This window comes from Rhodococcus pyridinivorans, assembly GCF_900105195.1.
Lineage (GTDB): Bacteria > Actinomycetota > Actinomycetes > Mycobacteriales > Mycobacteriaceae > Rhodococcus > Rhodococcus pyridinivorans.
On record NZ_FNRX01000002.1, the window covers coordinates 2481984 to 2499380 of the forward strand.

Annotated in this window: 15 protein-coding genes; 10 read left to right on the forward strand and 5 right to left on the reverse strand. The window is 70.7% G+C overall.

Going from position 1 to position 17397, the window contains the following annotated elements; genetic code table 11:
• Nucleotides 1-4: 4 nt before the first annotated feature.
• From BLV31_RS11895 to BLV31_RS11915, 5 genes are read right to left on the reverse strand one after another with little or no spacing between them, the layout of a single operon-like run.
• A complete protein-coding gene (locus BLV31_RS11895; RefSeq protein WP_072740436.1) occupies nucleotides 5-1222 on the reverse strand; it encodes a glycosyltransferase family 2 protein in 1218 nt (405 codons plus the stop codon).
• Complete coding sequence (locus BLV31_RS11900; RefSeq protein ID WP_006554154.1) at nucleotides 1192-1914, reverse strand: LppM family (lipo)protein; 723 nt, start codon at nucleotides 1912-1914, stop codon at nucleotides 1192-1194. The genes BLV31_RS11895 and BLV31_RS11900 overlap by 31 nt, the downstream gene beginning before the upstream one ends.
• Nucleotides 1911-2789: a carotenoid biosynthesis protein gene (locus BLV31_RS11905; protein ID WP_006554153.1), complete on the reverse strand. Its 879-nt coding sequence runs from the start codon at nucleotides 2787-2789 to the stop codon at nucleotides 1911-1913. Before BLV31_RS11905 ends, BLV31_RS11900 begins: the two co-directional genes overlap by 4 nt.
• Nucleotides 2786-4381, reverse strand: a complete 1596-nt coding sequence (locus BLV31_RS11910; RefSeq protein WP_064061291.1) for a phytoene desaturase family protein — start codon at nucleotides 4379-4381, stop codon at nucleotides 2786-2788. Before BLV31_RS11910 ends, BLV31_RS11905 begins: the two co-directional genes overlap by 4 nt.
• Nucleotides 4378-5025 carry a GNAT family N-acetyltransferase gene (locus BLV31_RS11915; RefSeq protein WP_006554151.1) on the reverse strand — a complete coding sequence of 216 codons (648 nt, stop codon included), beginning with the start codon at nucleotides 5023-5025 and terminating at the stop codon, nucleotides 4378-4380. Before BLV31_RS11915 ends, BLV31_RS11910 begins: the two co-directional genes overlap by 4 nt.
• A 323-nt stretch (nucleotides 5026-5348) precedes the next feature.
• Between BLV31_RS11915 and BLV31_RS11920 the strand changes: the two genes are divergently transcribed.
• From BLV31_RS11920 to murD, 10 genes are all read left to right on the forward strand, one after another.
• Nucleotides 5349-5834 carry an SAV_6107 family HEPN domain-containing protein gene (locus BLV31_RS11920; RefSeq protein WP_006554150.1) on the forward strand — a complete coding sequence of 162 codons (486 nt, stop codon included), beginning with the start codon at nucleotides 5349-5351 and terminating at the stop codon, nucleotides 5832-5834.
• Between the two features lie 173 nt (nucleotides 5835-6007).
• Nucleotides 6008-6427 carry an SCO2097 family morphological protein gene (locus BLV31_RS11925; RefSeq protein WP_024101274.1) on the forward strand — a complete coding sequence of 140 codons (420 nt, stop codon included), beginning with the start codon at nucleotides 6008-6010 and terminating at the stop codon, nucleotides 6425-6427.
• Between the two features lie 440 nt (nucleotides 6428-6867).
• Complete coding sequence (gene mraZ / locus BLV31_RS11930; RefSeq protein WP_006554148.1) at nucleotides 6868-7299, forward strand: division/cell wall cluster transcriptional repressor MraZ; 432 nt, start codon at nucleotides 6868-6870, stop codon at nucleotides 7297-7299.
• Between the two features lie 290 nt (nucleotides 7300-7589).
• Nucleotides 7590-8630 (forward strand): 16S rRNA (cytosine(1402)-N(4))-methyltransferase RsmH, encoded by a 1041-nt coding sequence (rsmH, locus tag BLV31_RS11935; RefSeq protein WP_006554147.1) that lies wholly within the window; start codon nucleotides 7590-7592, stop codon nucleotides 8628-8630.
• Nucleotides 8631-8633: 3 nt separating this feature from the next.
• Complete coding sequence (ftsL, locus tag BLV31_RS11940) at nucleotides 8634-9482, forward strand: cell division protein FtsL (protein ID WP_019289758.1); 849 nt, start codon at nucleotides 8634-8636, stop codon at nucleotides 9480-9482.
• 71 nt (nucleotides 9483-9553) lie between these two features.
• Nucleotides 9554-11386, forward strand: a complete 1833-nt coding sequence (locus BLV31_RS11945; RefSeq protein WP_064061526.1) for a peptidoglycan D,D-transpeptidase FtsI family protein — start codon at nucleotides 9554-9556, stop codon at nucleotides 11384-11386.
• A gap of 206 nt (nucleotides 11387-11592) precedes the next feature.
• Nucleotides 11593-13218 (forward strand): UDP-N-acetylmuramoyl-L-alanyl-D-glutamate--2,6-diaminopimelate ligase, encoded by a 1626-nt coding sequence (locus BLV31_RS11950; protein WP_064061525.1) that lies wholly within the window; start codon nucleotides 11593-11595, stop codon nucleotides 13216-13218.
• On the forward strand, nucleotides 13215-14756 hold the full coding sequence (locus tag BLV31_RS11955) for a UDP-N-acetylmuramoyl-tripeptide--D-alanyl-D-alanine ligase (RefSeq protein ID WP_064061524.1): 1542 nt from the start codon (nucleotides 13215-13217) through the stop codon (nucleotides 14754-14756). Before BLV31_RS11950 ends, BLV31_RS11955 begins: the two co-directional genes overlap by 4 nt.
• Nucleotides 14753-15832: a phospho-N-acetylmuramoyl-pentapeptide-transferase gene (gene mraY / locus BLV31_RS11960; protein ID WP_006554142.1), complete on the forward strand. Its 1080-nt coding sequence runs from the start codon at nucleotides 14753-14755 to the stop codon at nucleotides 15830-15832. Before BLV31_RS11955 ends, mraY begins: the two co-directional genes overlap by 4 nt.
• 2 nt (nucleotides 15833-15834) lie before the next feature.
• On the forward strand, nucleotides 15835-17325 hold the full coding sequence (gene murD, locus BLV31_RS11965; protein ID WP_024101270.1) for a UDP-N-acetylmuramoyl-L-alanine--D-glutamate ligase: 1491 nt from the start codon (nucleotides 15835-15837) through the stop codon (nucleotides 17323-17325).
• Nucleotides 17326-17397 lie beyond the last annotated feature (72 nt).

Consider the following 17397-nt stretch of genomic DNA (forward strand, 5'->3'; position numbering starts at 1 on the left):
GGGGTCAGGGCAGGACGCGGGCCTTCCACGCCGCGCGTCCGCTGCGCCGTGCCCGGATCGACGACGCCGTGAGCGCACCGACCGCCAGGACCGATGCCGGGTGCGCCGCGGCGTCCAGCAGATCGTCGACGGGACGGTCCGGAGCGTCCGGGTGTCGGCGTCCTCCCCGCTCGGTGACGCGCGCGAGAAGGCGTGACGTCACGCCCGCGGTGGCACCGGCCACGCCCCAGCGTCGCGTCCGTCCCCCGCCGAGAAGCGCCGCGGTCGGGGGCACGAAGTAGGCGAGGAGATACAGCGCGACCACCGCGGCCGCCCCGACCGGGGATCCGAACGCCGACCACAGCCAGCGGGTGTAACCGCCGATCAGCGGGCGGGCTCCGTCGTACATCCGGCACGACGCCAGTCCGCCCGCGGCCGCGACCGTCGTAGGCAGTCCGGCGCGACGCAGTGTCCGGGCCAGATCCAGATCCTCCGTGGGACTCGCCGCGACCGCGGCGTGCCCGCCGATCGCCGCGTAGGCGCGCGCGTCGAAGACGAGGAACTGTCCGCACGCGACCGCCATCGACGGCCGGTGGGTGCGGTGCGAGACCGCGACGGGGAGCAACGAGAACCACGACCAGAACAGCAGGGGCTGCACGAGCCGTTCGAGCGCCGATCCGGTGAGCTGGTACGGGAACGGTGAGACGAGCGCGGCGTCCTGGTGGCGCAGCAGAGCGACGGCGGCGGCGAGCGCGTCGGGTGCGAGCCGGACGTCCGCGTCGACGAACACGACGATGCCGCTGTCGGTAGTCGATCCGGCGTGGGCGACGGCTGCGGCGCACGCGGCCGCCTTCCCGGTCCATCCTTCGGGCGGTGGCTGTGTCGATCGGACGACGGTGATGCGCTCGTCGCCCTCGGCCGCGGCCGTGGCCAGGTCGGCGGTGCCGTCGGACGAGTCGTCGTCGAGGATCACCACGCGCAGGGCGTGCAGTCGTGTCTGTGCCCGCAGGTCGGAGACGATCGCGGCGATGCGGGGCGCCTCGTCGCGGGCGGGGACGACGACGGTGACCTGCTCGTCGACCACCGGTCCCGGCACGAGACGAGGGAGCGAGACCCGGTTCGCGACGGCAACGGCCGCGCCGTAGGAGGCGACGAGAGCGCCACCGGCGACGAGTCGCGTGAGACCGGGGGACGGGTCGCGCGGAAGGCGGGTCAGGACCGCGTCCCGTTCGCCGACGACCACTGCGGCGCGGGATTGCGGGTGAACCAGGCCGCGCCGGCGATGATCAGCGTGACACCGAAGGCGCCGCCGGCCATGATTCCGGCCCAGCCCGCGAAACCGCGCGTGTTGGGATCGGCGTAGCGCACCTCCGCGCGGAGGGTGCTCACCTCGCCGGCCGGAATCTTCCAGGTCACGACCGAATCCGACTCGCGGGTGCCGTTGGTGGTCGCCACCCGGGCGGGGAACGCGATGGTGAACTGCACGTCGGTGCCCTGGGTGGGAGCGGACTCGAGATCCACACGTCCGTTCAGTGCCACCAGATCGCCCGAGCGCTGCAGGTTGAGCTGGAACATGCCGGCGCTCTGATCGGACATCGTGGCGAGCTGCTGGACGTCGCCGAAGGTGAGGTCGTTGAAGAAGACCTGGCTCCCGACGTAGCCGTCCTGCGAGTACTCCTGCACCCGCACCTTCCCGGCCAGGGCCGAGGGAGCGGTGAGTTCGGGGCCGGGATCGTTCTCGTCGGCGGGGATGGTCGCGGCGACGATCTGCCCCGACACACGGTCGTCGGAGGAGATCCCCATCGTCGCCTGCACGCGCAGGCAGCCGGTGAGGAGCGGGAGGCCGAGGAGCACGAGCCCCACGACCGCGACGACACGACGGCGGACGGACAGGATGGACGACTGCACGGAGAACATGGTGCCAGGCACGGTCATCCTCGTCGGTTCTTCGGGTCGCTCGCGGCGAGTCGTGCCTCGTCCCGCCCGGGACCGGACACGCTTGCGCGCCACGACCGGACGAGTGAGACCAGCAGGGGAAGACCCAGTACCCCCATGACGACCAGCCCGTAAACCGCGGAGTAGCCGAGTTGGGGAGCGTCGAGGAATACGCTGTGGGCGAGGGCCGAACCGAGCCACGTCCACAGGAACAGCGCAATCGGCACGGCGTCGTGCCGGGGCGCGTCGGCACGGTCCGAGCGGGAGTCGACGAGCACGAGTACGGTCGCCATGATCGCGGCGACGAGGAGCCAGCCCGCGTAGTTGGTGAGCGGGATGTGCTCGATCCCGGGCAGGCCGCCGGCGTTGCACCACGACCAGTGCCCGTCCGCCACCATCTGGGGGTCGAGATAGAGATCCCAGCCCAGCATGCCGACGGTGACCGCCGCGACCCTGCCGGGACCGTTGCGGACGAGGCGGGAGGCCACGCACCAGACGGGGTACAGGCCCGCCGACCACGCCAGCGGCACCACCAGCGGGACGTCGAGTGCGGCCGGCCCGAGCCTGTCGGTGACGTAGCTGTAGCAGCCGTAGGGATAGCCGGTCATCGTGCCGACCACCTCGGACAGATACCCGATGCCCGCCGAGCTGACGAACAGGACGACGGCGAAGGTGATGCCGCGGTTCAACGCGGCGTGGACGAGGCAGGCGGCGGTGAGCAGCGTGACGACCGCGACGGTCGCGGCGTCCCGGGCGCCGCCCTCGGTGAGGGGATAGGCGATCTGGGCGAGGACCGCGGCGACGGCCGGGACGATCGGAAGGACCGTCCGCCACCGGGCCGGTCGGGGCGGTGCGGGGACGCGGGTGTCGGTCACCGCGACACCCAGCCCTTCACGCGGTCCACGAGACTGCCCTTGGCGTCGGCGAGGGCGACCCGGGCGGCGTTGCGGCCGCTCGCACCGGAGACTCCACCACCGGGATGGGTCGAGGCGCCGGTGAGATAGAGGCCGGGCGCGTCGGGCACCCGGTAGCCGGACAGCTCCGGCAGCGGACGCCACAGGAACATCTGGTCCAGCGACATCTCCACGTGCATGACGTTCCCGCCGAGCAGGCCGAGTTCGCTCTCGATGTCCGCGGGGGTCTGCACGTGGCAGTGCTCCACGCTCGCGGTGAAGCCGGGAGAGCGCGTCTCCATCTCGGCGAGGATGCGGTCGGTCTCGGCGCCGGCGATGTCCGCCCAGCGACGTCCGCCGCGCAGCGCGTACGGATGCCACTGGGACCACAGCGTGATCTGGTGCTTGCCGTCGGGTGCGATCGTCGGGTCGAGGGCGGAGAAGCTCATCGCGAGGACGGTGGGTCGCGGGGGCAGGTCTCCCGCCATCGCGGCACCATGCGCGGCGCGCAGGTGGGCGCGGTCGTCGACGAGCAGTTGCAGACCGGAGGTCGTCGATTCGGGCTCGTCGCAGCCGCGGTAGCGGGGCAGCGAGTCGGTGCCGAGGCGCAGGACCATGCCGATGCCCGGACCGACCCGCATGCTGCGACGCCAGCCCTCGAGCCGGTCGCGGTCGTATCCGCCGCGGTCGAGCAGATCCAGCGTGGTCAGCACGTGGCATCCGGCGACGACCCTGTGGGCTTGCACCGAGCGTCCCGATTCGGTGCGCACGGTCCACAGATCGCCGGTCCGGCGGATCTCGGTGGCGGCGTCGCCGCAGGTCACCGTGCCGCCATCGGACCGCAGCCGCGACAGCAGGGCCTGGGTGAGCGCACCGCTTCCGCCGATCGCGCGACCCGGGGGAAGGGTGTGCATGAGGGCGGCGAAGCCCACCATCGCCGCGGTGCCGGGTTCGGACATGGGCGGGCCGGACTGCGCGCCGAACCAGGCGAGGGCCGCCTTGAGGGGTTCGTCGTCGAAGTACTCGTCGAGCAGGCTGTCGCCGGTGGTGAGGAACCGGCGGGACAGGGCGCTGCCACCCTCACCCGCGTCGAGTCCCCAGAACGAGGACAGCAGGTGCCGGCCGGTCGGGGGACGGGTGAACGACGTCATCACCGCCGCGCTGCGCGGGCCCCAGTCCTGCACGAAGCGGCGGTACGCGTCGGCCTCGCGGCGTCCGCAGGCGGCCTCGACGGAGGCGCAGGTCCGGTCGAGATCGCGGTGGAAGACGATGCCGGGACGGTCGGAGTCCGCAGGGGGCGGCGCGTACGCCCACGGGTCGCAGTCGATGTAGCGCAGGCCGTGGGCGGCGAGATCGAGTTCCTCGACGATCCCGGAGTGGCGCACCATGATGTGCGCCGAGGAGCCGCGGTCGACGGCATATCCGGGGAAACGTTCGACGGTGGAGACGGCGCCGCCCGGCACGGTGTCGCGTTCGAGAACCTCCACCGACCATCCGTCGCGGGCGAGATAACACGCGGAGACCAGGGCGTTGTGGCCCGAGCCGACGACGACGACGTCGAGTGTGGCGTTCATGGGGTACCGCTTCCGTCCGGATCGCCGATCGTGTGATGGTGGTGCGGAACGAGGTCCGGCTCGAGGGGCAGGCTCCTGCCGAGGACCGCGAACGGGCGGGCGTCGCCGGTGAAGACGAACCGGCGGACGACGTCCTGGAATCCGAACCGACGGTACAGCCGCCACGCCCGGTTGTCCTCGCCCGGCACCTCGGGTGTCGACAGCAGTACGGCCGCTTCCGTGCGTCCCCGCAGCAGCGCCGACAGGAGCAGTTCACCGATGCGGCGTCCCTGCATGTCGGGTCGGACGTGCAGTTCGGTGAGCTCGAAGTAGTCGGAGAGAACGCGATCGATCTCCTCGGGGGACCGTCCGGAATGGCGCATGCCGGCGCGCACCTGCTGGTGCCACCACTGGCGGGTGTCGCCCCGGTAGCCGTACGCGATCCCGACGACGGTGTCCGGATCCTCGGGGAGGCTCGCGGCGAACGCCTGCCAACCCGCGCGGGCCGAATGCTCGGACCACATCGGCGCGCGGTGGTACTCCGTGCCTCGGGGATATCGCATCGCCGCGACGTAGACGGTCAGCAGCGAGGGCAGGTGCGCACGGAAGTCCGCGGGGGAGAGCTCGGTGAGGATCGGGGCGTCCTGGCAGGGATCGGTGGTCATGCGTGACTCGTTCGGGTGGCTCGCGGTGCGTCGGAGGTGCTCGGGTCTCGCTGATCGTTCGGGATGACGTGGCCGCTTTCTCTTGACGGGTTGTCGGTGGGTCCAGCTATATTGAATACGTCGAACGCATGTTCGACATCGGTGATCCGGGGATGTTCGAGGGAAGCGAACATCCCCGGATCACCCTGGGGTCTCCCGCTCGGCGTCCGTGTCGGGCCTCACTCGAGGACAGTGATCTCCGTTCCTCGGCGTTTCGGCGGGAATGCCACCGGATACCGCTCGTTGTAACGAGTGGTGAGACCACGCCGAGGAGGTGCGTGAACATGGCCAACGGTCAGGTCGCGAGTCGAGGCCCGCGCCGAACGTCTCCCACGCTCGGGCCGTCCGCATGCATCGACCATGCCACCTCGGCGCGCGCGGCGACGCTGCTGCGCAAGGCCGACGATCTGCTTTCCGGTGCCGCCGGTGCCGGCGATCCGGGCGAGCGGTTCCGCCTCGCCTACCTGGCGGCGCTGCGCGGTGCCGGTGCGGTGGTCGCGGCCGCGGAGCTGCGCTCCGGGATCCGGCCCCGCCGACCCGCGACGCGCAACGCATGGGCACTCATGGCGCGCGCCGACGAGTCCTTCGCCGTCTGGGCCGACTACTTCGCCGATCGCTCCGCCACCCGCACCGCGGTCGAGGCGGGGGTCGCGCAGGCGGTGGGAGCCGACGAATCCGGTGCCTTCTACGACGAGGTGGGCCACTTCCTGCACGATGTGGAGGGCTATCTCGACGCCGAAGCAGAGCCGGAGGTCGGTGTCGGTGGGTGACTTTCGCCCCTTCACGAGGGCCTTCGCCGACGACGGGATCGAACTCACGTGTGGAGTTTGTGGTCCACAGCGACATCTGCTCGTATTATTGACTCAGGCGGCCGTACGGACGGCCCCCCACCGGATTCGCCCCACGGATCCGGTGGCCACCGTTTAGTGCCGGGGGAGGTACCGTGCCACTCTCCGAGCACGAGCAGCGCATGCTCGATCAGATCGAGAGCGCGCTCTATGCTGAGGATCCCAAGTTCGCCTCGACCGTGCGTGGCAGCCGGTTGGGGATGGCGTCGAACCGGCGGCGGTTACAGGCCGGCGCATTGTTCGTGTTGGGCCTGACGCTGCTGATCGCCGGCGTTGCCCTGCCGCTCAAGCCGGGCGGCTTCCCGATCATCAGTCTGCTCGGGTTCCTCGTGATGTTCGCCGCCGGAGTCTTGTTGCTCCTCGGCGGTCGTCGGCCGTCGACTCCAGGGGCGACGGGCGGTAGTTCCGGTTCCGGAAAGTCCGGTCGAAGTTCCCGCGGCGGCAAGAAGTCCTCGGGTGGTGGCTTCACCAACCGCATGGAAGAGCGGTTCCGGAGGCGTTTCGAGCAGGACTGACCTCCTCGACCATCAGGTGTACCGACGACGGCGCGACCCACGGGTCGTGCCGTCGTCGTTCGTCTGCAGACCTTTCACCGACCCGGCGTCGTCCGCCTCTCCGCCCCTCCACCACCGCGCCCCACTCGCGCAATCTCCGTCTCCCCACCGCCTCCCACCTCGGCTCCGGCCGCAGTGTTTTCCCTGGTCGCCGATTGCTCGGCCCTCGCTCCGCCGGTGGGGCGGATCGTCGGGGCGCCGACAGCGGTGGATCCGTCGTCGTCACGCGAGCGCGTGTCCCCATTTTCCGCCACCTGCTCTGAGCTGGGAATGTGACGACAACACGCGCGGCCGGGCGGCAGTAATCCGTTTCCGGTGGGGCAAAGTGGGGTAATGTGGGGCGCGGCGGGACAAGGTGTCCTGTCGCGCGAAGCATCCGTCCGGCAGCGGGGAGGCGCCGAGTGTTCCTCGGTACCTACACCCCGAAGTTGGACGACAAGGGCCGGCTGACACTGCCGGCGAAGTACCGAGACGAGCTGGCGGGAGGGTTGATGATCACGAAGGGGCAGGATCACAGCCTCACCGTGTTCCCTCGCGACGAGTTCGCCGCTCTGGCCGAACGCGCTGCGAGTGCCTCACGGAGCAACCCTCAGGCACGTGCGTTCCTGCGGAGTCTCGCGTCGGGAACGGAGGAGCAGCGACCCGACTCACAAGGCCGGATCACGCTGTCGTCAGCTCACCGCAAGTACGCCGGTCTCACCAAGGACTGCGTGGTGATCGGTTCGGTCAGGTACCTCGAGATTTGGGACGCGACGGCATGGGAGACCTACCTCGCCGAGCACGAAGAAGACTTCTCGGAAGCGAGAGACGAAGCACTACGCGACATCTTGTAACCACGGCTCGGGCTGCGCGGCGAGTGCCGCGAGGCCTCTGCCCGATGTGCCGGCCCTGACGCACTTCCCCAGCGCCAGGTACGGACCGGAGGGCCCTGACGCACTTCCCCGGCGTCAGGTCTCTTCGGACTCGGACAGAGACCTCGAGGCATTCGCCGTCTTCCGTATCCACCCCCGTGGCGGCGAGCACGGTATCGAGACGAGCGACAGGCAGGCACGAGGCATACCACCGTCCACCCGACGAGTACCCGACAGACCGTAAGCGGCCCGAGCAGGATTCCGGAGGACACATGGTGGACGGCGAGCACGAATCCGTCAATGGTACGGATGAGGCCACCGGTGCCGATGTGACATCTGCGGCGGAATTCGGCCACGTGCCCGTCATGCTCCAGCGCGCCGTCGACCTTCTCGGTCCGGCCATCGAGAGCGTCGGTCCCGACGGCGAGGGCGCGGTCTACGTCGACGCGACACTCGGTCTCGGGGGGCACTCCGAACACTTCCTGACGATCTACCCGAGGCTGCGGCTCGTCGGCCTCGACCGTGATACCGACGCACTGGCGATCGCCCGCGAGCGACTCGCACGGTTCTCCGACCGCACAGACTTCGTCCACACCCGCTACGACGGGATCGCCGACGCGCTCGAGAGCGTCGGCCTCGACCGGTACGGCTCGGTCCACGCCGCCCTGTTCGATCTCGGCGTGTCCTCGATGCAGCTCGACGAGGCGGAGCGCGGTTTCGCCTATTCCAAGGACGCCCCGCTCGACATGCGGATGGATGCCACCACCGGCATCACCGCGGCCGATGTCCTCAACACCTACAGTCACGGCGACCTCGCTCGCATCCTGAGCACCTACGGCGAGGAGCGCTTCGCCGGCAGGATCGCCTCCGAGATCGTGCGGACCCGGGCCAAGACTCCCTTCCGGACGAGCGGCGAACTCGTCGAACTGCTGTACCGCACGATCCCGGCGGCGACCCGCCGTACCGGTGGTCACCCGGCCAAGCGCACCTTCCAGGCGTTGCGGGTCGAGGTCAACGCGGAGCTCGACTCGTTGCGCACCGCGATCCCCGACGCTCTCGACGCTCTCGCGGTGGGCGGCCGGATCGTCTTCATGTCCTACCAGTCGCTCGAGGACAAGGTCGTCAAGCAGGAACTGACACCGCGTGCGAAGTCCCGCAGTCCCGAAGGGCTTCCGGTCGAACTGCCCGGGACGGGACCGGAACTGCGCATCCTCACCCGCGGTGCGGAGCGGGCAACGGACGACGAGATCGAGGCCAACCCACGTTCGGCGCCCGTCCGCCTGCGTGCTGCAGAACGAATCGCCAGGAGGTAACCGATGACCGTACAGGTGGCACCCCCGCAGCGCCGGAACCCGGGGCGATCGACCGCAGCGCAGCGTGCCTATCAGCGACGGTCGCAGCGCGCAGCGCAGCTCGGGGTCGAACAGGTGCAGACCCGCGGGCGCACGACGGGTGCCGGACGTGTCCGCACCCGGATCCCGTTCGTCGCCACCATCATCGGGCTCCTGGGCGTGGGCATGGCCGTGACGCTGTTGCTGACCACCCGGGCGACCGAAGACTCCTACGAGCTCAGCGCGGCGCGGTCCCTCAACGAGGAGCTCGCCCAGAAGCGGGCGGTGCTCCAGCGCGACGTCGCCACGGCCGAGTCGGCTCCCGCGCTCGCGGTCGCCGCGGCGGAACTGGGGATGATCCCCACCGGGCAGGTCGCGCGGATCGTCGTCGCTCCGGACGGTTCGGTGCAGGTGGTGGGCGATCCGGTTCCGGCCCAGGGTGCCCCGCCGGTCCCGCTGGATCCGCCCGCCCGAGAGGACGCCCGCGTCCAGACCCCGCTGGCCGGCAGCGCCGGGGCGGAGACCCCGCGGCCGCTCGGTGACGTGAGCGAGGAACCCCGGCCGCGCACCGACACCGAGGGCACGCGTCGGGCCGCGCCATCGGCCGACGGCCGCCCGGTGGGCGAGGAACCGGCACCGGCTCCCGTGCCGGTACCCGCGGCGGAAGCTCCCGCGGCCGCCACGCCGGATGTCGAGGGTGCCGCACCTGTACCGCCCGCGGCAGGACAATCGGTACCCGTGAGCGAACTGCCGCAATCCGAAGCGCCCCGTGAGGCGGCGCCCGAAGCACCAGTCCAGGCCGTGCCGACGGAACCCGAGGGCGGGCCTCGGTGAACAACCGCTCCACCCCTCGGCGTGCACCGCAGCGACGTTCCACCCCGGCGACGCGCGGCGGCCGCGCTAGAATGCCCGCGCCGCGCGATCGCAAGCAGCGCGACCGGACGAGTTTCGCGTTCCGCAACAAGTGGGGCCGGATCGGCATGTTCGGCATTCTGGGCGTAGCCGTCGCCCAGTTGTTGTCCGTGCAGCTCGTCCAGGCCCCCACACTGTCCGCCGAAGCCGCCAGCCAGCGCACCACCCGACTCGTCGAACCCGCGACCCGCGGCACCATCGCCGATCGCAACGGGGAACCGCTCGCGTACACCATGGAAGCGAAGGCGCTGACCTTCCAACCCGTGCGGGTGCGCAAGGAACTCGAGGAGGAACGCGCGAAGGACCCGTCCCGGCCCGAGGTCTCCGAATATCTCGAGGGCGTCGCGTCGGCGGTCCACGAGGCGCTCGGCGCCGCGGCGCCGGAGAAGGACGTGCTCGAGATGCTCGAGAGCGACGAGACCTTCGTCTACCTCGCCCGCGGCGTCGATCCGGGGGTCGCGGCGGAGATCGTCGACGAGTACGACAAGGTCGGCACCGAGCGTCAGGACATCCGTCTGTATCCGGGCGGATCGCTCGCCGCCAATCTCGTCGGCGCGACCGGCTGGGACGGACACGGCCTGATCGGGCTCGAAGCGTCGATGGACGCCGTGCTGGCGGGTACCGACGGTTCGTCCACCTACGACCGTGGATCCGACGGCGCCGTCATCCCGGGCAGCTGGCGCGACCGTCAGCCCGCCGTCGACGGTTCCTCCGTCGAGCTCACGATCGACAACGACCTGCAGTACCACGTGCAGCAGGAGGTCCAGCGCGCGAAGGACCTGTCCGGGGCGAAGAACGCCTCCGCTGTGGTGCTCGACGCGCACACCGGCGAAGTGCTCGCCATGTCGAACGACCGCACCTTCGACCCGTCGATCGGTGTCGCGAACAACCCGCCCGACGCCGAACAGGGCAACCTCGCGGTCAGTTCGCCGTTCGAACCCGGGTCCGTGAACAAGATCATCACCGCGGCCGCGGCGATCGAGGACGGTCTGACCCGCCCCGACGAGGTCCTGCAGGTCCCCGGCACGATCACCATGGCCGGCGCGACCGTCAAGGACGCCTGGGATCACGGGGTCGTGCCGTATACCACGACGGGTGTGTTCGGGAAGTCGTCGAACGTCGGCACGCTCATGCTCGCCGAGCGGATCGGTGAGGACCGCTTCGCCGAGATGCTGCGACTGTTCGGTCTCGGCCAGCGCACCGATGTCGGCCTGCCCGGCGAATCCGCGGGTCTGCTGCCCAGCCGTGAGCAGTGGTCGGGTGGCACCTTCGCGAACCTGCCCATCGGCCAGGGTCTGTCGATGACCCTGCTGCAGATGACCGCGATCTACCAGACCATCGCGAACGACGGGGAACGTGTCCCGCCGCGGGTCGTGCGCGCGACCATCGCGCCGGACGGCACGCGCACCGAGACGCCCCGTCCCGATCCGGTGCGGGTGGTGAGCCCGCAGACCGCCGCGACGGTGCGCGACATGTTCCGTTCCGTCGTCCAGTCCGATACCGGCAACCAGCAGGGCACCGGTGCGGGCGCCGCCATCGAGGGCTATCAGATCTCGGGCAAGACGGGTACCGCCCAGCAGATCGACCAGAACTGCAAGTGTTACTCGAACTCCGACTACTGGATCACCTTCGCTGGCATCGCTCCGTCCGACGATCCGCGCTATGTCGTGGGCATCATGCTCGACGCCCCGACCCGCAGCTCCGACGGCAGCGGGGGCCAATCGGCCGCGCCGCTGTTCCGCAACATCGCGTCGTGGTTGCTGCAGCGCGACGGCGTGCCGCTGTCGGCCGAACCGGAGAGCAAGTTGATCCTCCAGGTCGACTGACGAGGTGACCGTGGCGTCTCGGTAGGCTGACAGGTCGGTAACGTGACACGACGGTCGTCGCCGAGAGCGGATCGGGAACGAACCCGGAAACATCCGTCGGAGTGCCTGCAGACGAGCTGCAGCGAAGCGAGAGGAAACTGGTGCCTGTGCCATCGAGTCCGGATCCGGCTCCTCCGGAGGAGGGGCGGAGACCCGAGCACCTACCGATGACGCAGATCTCGGTTCTCGCCGACGCCATCGGGGCGCGCGTCGAGATCGTCAATGCAGCCGCCGGAGAGGATGCGGCCCGCGCGGCCGCGATCACCGGCATCGACCTGCGCGCCCAGGGCATCCGCCCCGGCGACGTCTTCGCCGCGCTGCCCGGCGCGCGCGCCCACGGCGCCTCCTACGCGGGCACCGCGCTCGAACGCGGAGCGGTCGCCGTGCTGACCGACGAGGCCGGTCGCGACCTCGTCGCCGAGGCCACCTCCGATTCGGTCGCGGTCCTCGTCCATCCCGAACCGCGTGTCGCGCTGGGGGCGGCGTCGGCCACCGTCTACGGACACCCCTCCCGGAGCATGCAGGTCATCGGCATCACCGGCACGTCCGGTAAGACCACGACGTCCTATCTCGTCGAGGCAGGCCTCGTCGCGGCCGGACGCGTCGTCGGTCTCGTCGGGACCGTGGAGACCCGGATCGAAGGCATTCGCGTGCCGAGCACCCTCACGACACCCGAGGCGCCGCAGCTGCACGCCCTGTTCGCCGTCATGCGCGAACGCGGTGTCGACACGGTCGTGATGGAGGTTTCCAGCCATGCCCTCGCACTCGGTCGCGTGGACGCCACCGAGTTCTCCGTCGGCGGGTTCACCAACCTGTCCCAGGACCATCTCGACTTCCACAAGGACCTCGACGACTACTTCGGCGCGAAGGCCCGGCTGTTCGCCGAGGACTCGCCGGTCCGGGCCCGCCGCGCGGTGGTGTGCACCGACGACGTGTGGGGACGTCGCATGGCCGAGGTCGCGCGCGCGGGCCGCGACGACGCGACCGCAGTCCGCACGGTCACCACAGGTGGCGACGGTGACGCTGCCGGCGCCGCGGCCGATTGGACGGTCACCGACGAGGTCCCCGAAGAGACGGGAGTGCAGCAGTTCACCCTGACCGGTCCGGACGGGATCGCCCGCCGCGCCACCGTCGGCCTGCCGGGCCGCTACAACGTCACCAACGCCGCTCTCGCCGTAGCGCTTTGCGCCGAGGTGGGCGCCGACATCGACGCCGCGATCCGCGGTATCGCCGATGTCGCGGTGCCCGGCCGGGTCGAACGGGTCGAGCGCGGTCAGGACTTCCTCGCCGTCGTCGACTACGCCCACAAGCCCGCGGCGCTCGAAGCGGTCATCGGAACCCTGCGCGCCGCGACCGAGGGACGCATCGCCGTCGTCGTCGGTGCGGGCGGCGACCGCGACCGGACGAAGCGGCCGATCATGGGCGAGGTCGCGGCGCGGGCCGCCGATCTGGTGGTCGTGACCGACGACAACCCACGAACCGAGAGCCCCGCCGCCATCCGCGCGGCCGTCCTCGACGGTGCACACTCCGTCCCGGCGGCCGAACGCGGCGAGATCCTCGAGATCGGCGATCGCGCCGCGGCGATCGACGCCGCGGTCGCGTGGGCCCGCCCGGGCGACGTCGTCCTCGTCGCCGGCAAGGGCCACGAGACGGGGCAGGAGATCGACGGAGTGAAGCACCCCTTCGACGACCGCGAGGTCCTCGGCGCAGCTCTCGACAAGTACCGGACCGCAGGACCCGACGGTGACCATCCGCCTGCTGCGGGCGGTTCGCATCACGGAGGCAAGGCATGATCCCGATGACACTGGCTCGGATCGCGGAGGTCGTCGGGGGCACCCTGCACGACGTCGACGATCCGTCCGCCGAGGTGACCGGTTCCGTCGAGTTCGACTCGCGACGGATCGGTCCCGGCGGCCTGTTCCTGGCGCTGCCCGGTGCGCGCTCGGACGGGCACGATCACGCCGCGGCCGCCGTCGCCGCCGGTGCGGTCGCGGTCCTGGCCGCACGGCCGGTGGGTGTGCCCGCCATCGTCGTGCCGCCCATCCCGCCGACCGAGACCAACACCCTCGCGCTCGAACACGACAGCGACGGATCCGGCGCGGCCGTGCTCGCCGGCCTCGCGAAGCTCGCCCGCACCGTGGTGGACACGCTCACCGGCGCCGGCCTCACCGTTGTCGGTGTCACCGGTTCGGCGGGCAAGACGTCCACGAAGGACATGATCGCCGCCGTGCTCGCACCGCTCGGTGAGGTCGTCGCCCCGCCCGGCTCGTTCAACAACGAACTCGGCCACCCCTGGACCGCGCTGCGCGCCACCGAATCCACCCGGTTCCTCGTCCTCGAGAAGTCGGCGCGGGGCCCCGGGCACATCGCGACCCTGAGCCGCATCGCCCCGCCGCGGATCGGTGTCGTGCTCAACGTCGGTACCGCACACCTCGGCGAGTTCGGCTCGCAGGAGGTCATCGCCGAGACGAAGGGCGAACTCGTCGAGGCGCTGCCCAGCGCCGCCGAGGGGGGAGTGGCGATCCTCAACGCCGACGACACCCTCGTGTCGAAGATGGCGACCCGCACCACCGGTCGTGTGGTGACCGTCGGGACCGGGTCCGGTGCCGCCTATCGCGCCGAGGACATCCACCTCGACGACCAGGCGCGTGCCTCCTTCACCGCCGTCGTCCCCGGCGCCGACGGACAGGAGCGGCGCGTGCCCGTGCGGCTCGCCGTGCACGGCGAACACCAGATCGGCAACGCCCTGTCGGCGATCGCCGTCGCCGTGGAGTGCGGTGCGACGGTCGAGCAGGCCGCCGAGGCGCTCGCGACGGCGGGTCCCGTCTCGGCGCACCGCATGGCGGTGCACACCCGATCCGACGGGGTGACCGTCATCGACGACGCCTACAACGCCAATCCCGATTCCATGCGCGCAGCCGTGAAGGCCCTGGTCACCATGGCGCGGTCCGGTCCGGATCGCCGGCGCACCTTCGCGGTGCTGGGGGAGATGGCCGAGCTCGGGGACGACGCCGTCGTCGCCCACGACGCCATCGGACGCCTCGCCGTGCGCCTCGACGTCACCCGCATCATCGCCGTCGGTGCCACGCGGCCGGTCCGGGGTCTGTTCCAGGGCGCCGTGATGGAAGGATCGTGGGGTGAGGAAGCGAGCCACGTACCCGATGCCGACGCCGCGATCGCGTTGTTGCGCGACGAACTGCAACCGGGCGACATCGTGCTCGTGAAGGCATCGCAGTCCGTGGGACTGTGGACCGTCGCCGAGGCCGTCCTCGCGGACGACCCCGGTGCCGGAGACAACGACGCTGCTGTGGGGACGGAGGACGCCCGGTGAGACAGATCCTGTTCGCGGCGGGCATCGCGCTCGCAGTCTCGATCCTGCTCACCCCCCTCCTGATCAAGATGTTCTCCCGGCAGGGCTTCGGGCAGGAGATCCGGGTCGAGGGCCCGCAGAGCCACCAGTCCAAGCGCGGCACCCCCACCATGGGCGGCGTCGCGATCCTCGCCGGTCTGTGGGCCGGTTACTGGGGGTCGCATCTCATCGGTACGGGATACGACGCGGAAGGTCCCACGGCCTCGGGTCTGCTCGTGCTCGGCCTGACGACGGCGCTCGGCGGCGTCGGCTTCCTCGACGACTTCATCAAGATTCGCAAGCAGCGCAATCTCGGTCTGAACAAGACGGCCAAGCTGGTCGGCCAGCTGGTCGTCGCGGTGGGCTTCGGCATCCTCGCGCTGCAGTTCCGCAATGCGGACGGTCTCACCCCGGCGAGCACCGATCTGTCCTACGTGCGCGACATCGCCACGGTCTCGATGGGCTCGATCGTGTTCATCCTGTTCGTCTATCTGCTGGTCAGCGCGTGGTCGAACGCGGTGAACCTCACCGACGGCCTCGACGGTCTCGCTGCGGGTTCGATGGCGCTGGTGCTCGGCGCCTACGTCATCATCACCTTCTGGCAGTACCGCAACGCGTGCGCCGTGGAGCCGACCGCCGGGTGCTACGACGTCCGTGATCCGCTCGATCTCGCGTTGCTGTGCGCCGCCGGCGCCGCCGCCTGCATCGGCTTCCTGTGGTGGAACGCCGCACCGGCCAAGATCTTCATGGGCGACACGGGCTCGCTCGCCCTCGGCGGCATGCTGGCCGGTCTGTCCATCACGACCCGCACCGAGCTGCTCATGGTGGTCATCGGCGCGCTGTTCGTCGCGGAGGCCGCCTCGGTGGTCATCCAGGTCGCGGTCTTCCGGTCCAGCCGCAGGCGGGTGTTCCGGATGGCACCCTTCCACCATCACTTCGAACTCGGCGGATGGGCCGAGACCACGGTGATCATCCGGTTCTGGTTGCTCGCCGCCATCGCCTCGGCGATCGGTCTGGCCCTCTTCTACAGCGAATACCTCGCGGCGATCGGGGACTGACCGTGAACGACGAACTCGAACGGCTCAGAGGACGGGCGGTGCTCGTCGCCGGGGCAGGGGTGTCCGGCCGCGCGACGATCGAACCCCTTACCGATCTCGGCGCCCACGTCACCGTCACCGACCGCAACGAGCGGGCACTGGCCGAGTGCGCGGCGCTCGGCGCCCGGACGGTCGACCTCGACAGTCTCGTCGACGACCCCGCTGCGCTGCGCGAGTTCGCCCTGGTGGTCACGAGTCCCGGATTCCCGCCCGACGCCCCGCTGCTCTCGCGCGCGGCCGGCGCGGCGATCCCCATCTGGGGCGACATCGAACTGTCCTGGCGCATCGACCGCGCCGAGGTCTACGGACCGGCCCGTCGGTGGCTGGCCGTCACCGGGACGAACGGCAAGACCACTACGACCATGATGCTGCACGCGATCCTCGAGGCCTCCGGCCTCGGCAGCGTCGCGTGCGGCAACATCGGTCTTCCCGTGCTCGACGCCCTGCGCCGCGACGAACCGCGGGCCGACGTACTCGCCGTCGAGTTGTCGTCCTTCCAGCTGCACTGGGCGCCCTCGGTTCGGCCCGAGGCCGGCGTCGTGCTCAACATCGCCGAGGACCATCTCGACTGGCACGGCGGCATCGAGAACTACATCGAGGCCAAACTCGGTGCGCTCACCGGCGCCGTCGGGGTCATCGGTCTCGACGACCCGATCGCCGGTGGTCTCGGCGACCGGTCCCGTGCCGTGGTCACCGTGGGCTTCACCCTGGGCTATCCCCAGGAAGGCGAACTCGGGATCAGCGGCGAACTGCTCGTCGACCGGGCGTTCGCCGATTCCGCCGTGCTCGCCCGGGTGGACGACGTGACGCCGCCCGGCCCCGCCGGACTGTCCGACGCACTCGCGGCCGCAGCCCTCGCCCGGGCCATCGACGTGCCCGCCTCGGCGGTGCACGACGGCCTGCGACGGCACCGCGTCGGTCCGCACCGCGCCGCGCCGGTCGGGCAGGTCGACGGCGTCGAGTACATCGACGATTCGAAGGCGACCAATCCGCACGCGGCCCGTAGTTCGCTGCTCGCCCGCGACCGCGTGGTGTGGATCGCCGGTGGTCTGCTCAAGGGCGCCCGCGTGGACGACCTGGTCGCCGAGGTTGCGCCGCGACTGTCCGGAGCCGTGCTGCTCGGCCGCGACGCCGGCGACATCGCCGACGCGCTGGCGCGACACGCCCCGCAGGTCCCGGTCGTCGTCGTGGACACGGGCGACGATGAAGCGATGACCGATGCGACGAGCGAGACCGACACGTCTTCGGTGAGGAGGGCCGTGGCACCGGGCGCCGACGGTCCTGCCGCGATGCGCGTGGTGGTCCGGGAAGCGGCCGCACTCGCCTCGCCGGGGGAGACGGTGCTGCTCGCCCCGGCCGCGGCATCGCTCGACATGTTCGCCGATTACGCGGAGCGCGGCCGGAGTTTCGCGTCCGCGGTCGAGGAACTCCGCGGGGGCGGGACGCAACCGTGACCCCTCGGGCAGGAGCGACCCGAGCAGGGGCGAACACCGACGAGCCGGTGGTCGGAGTACGCGGCCGGTTCG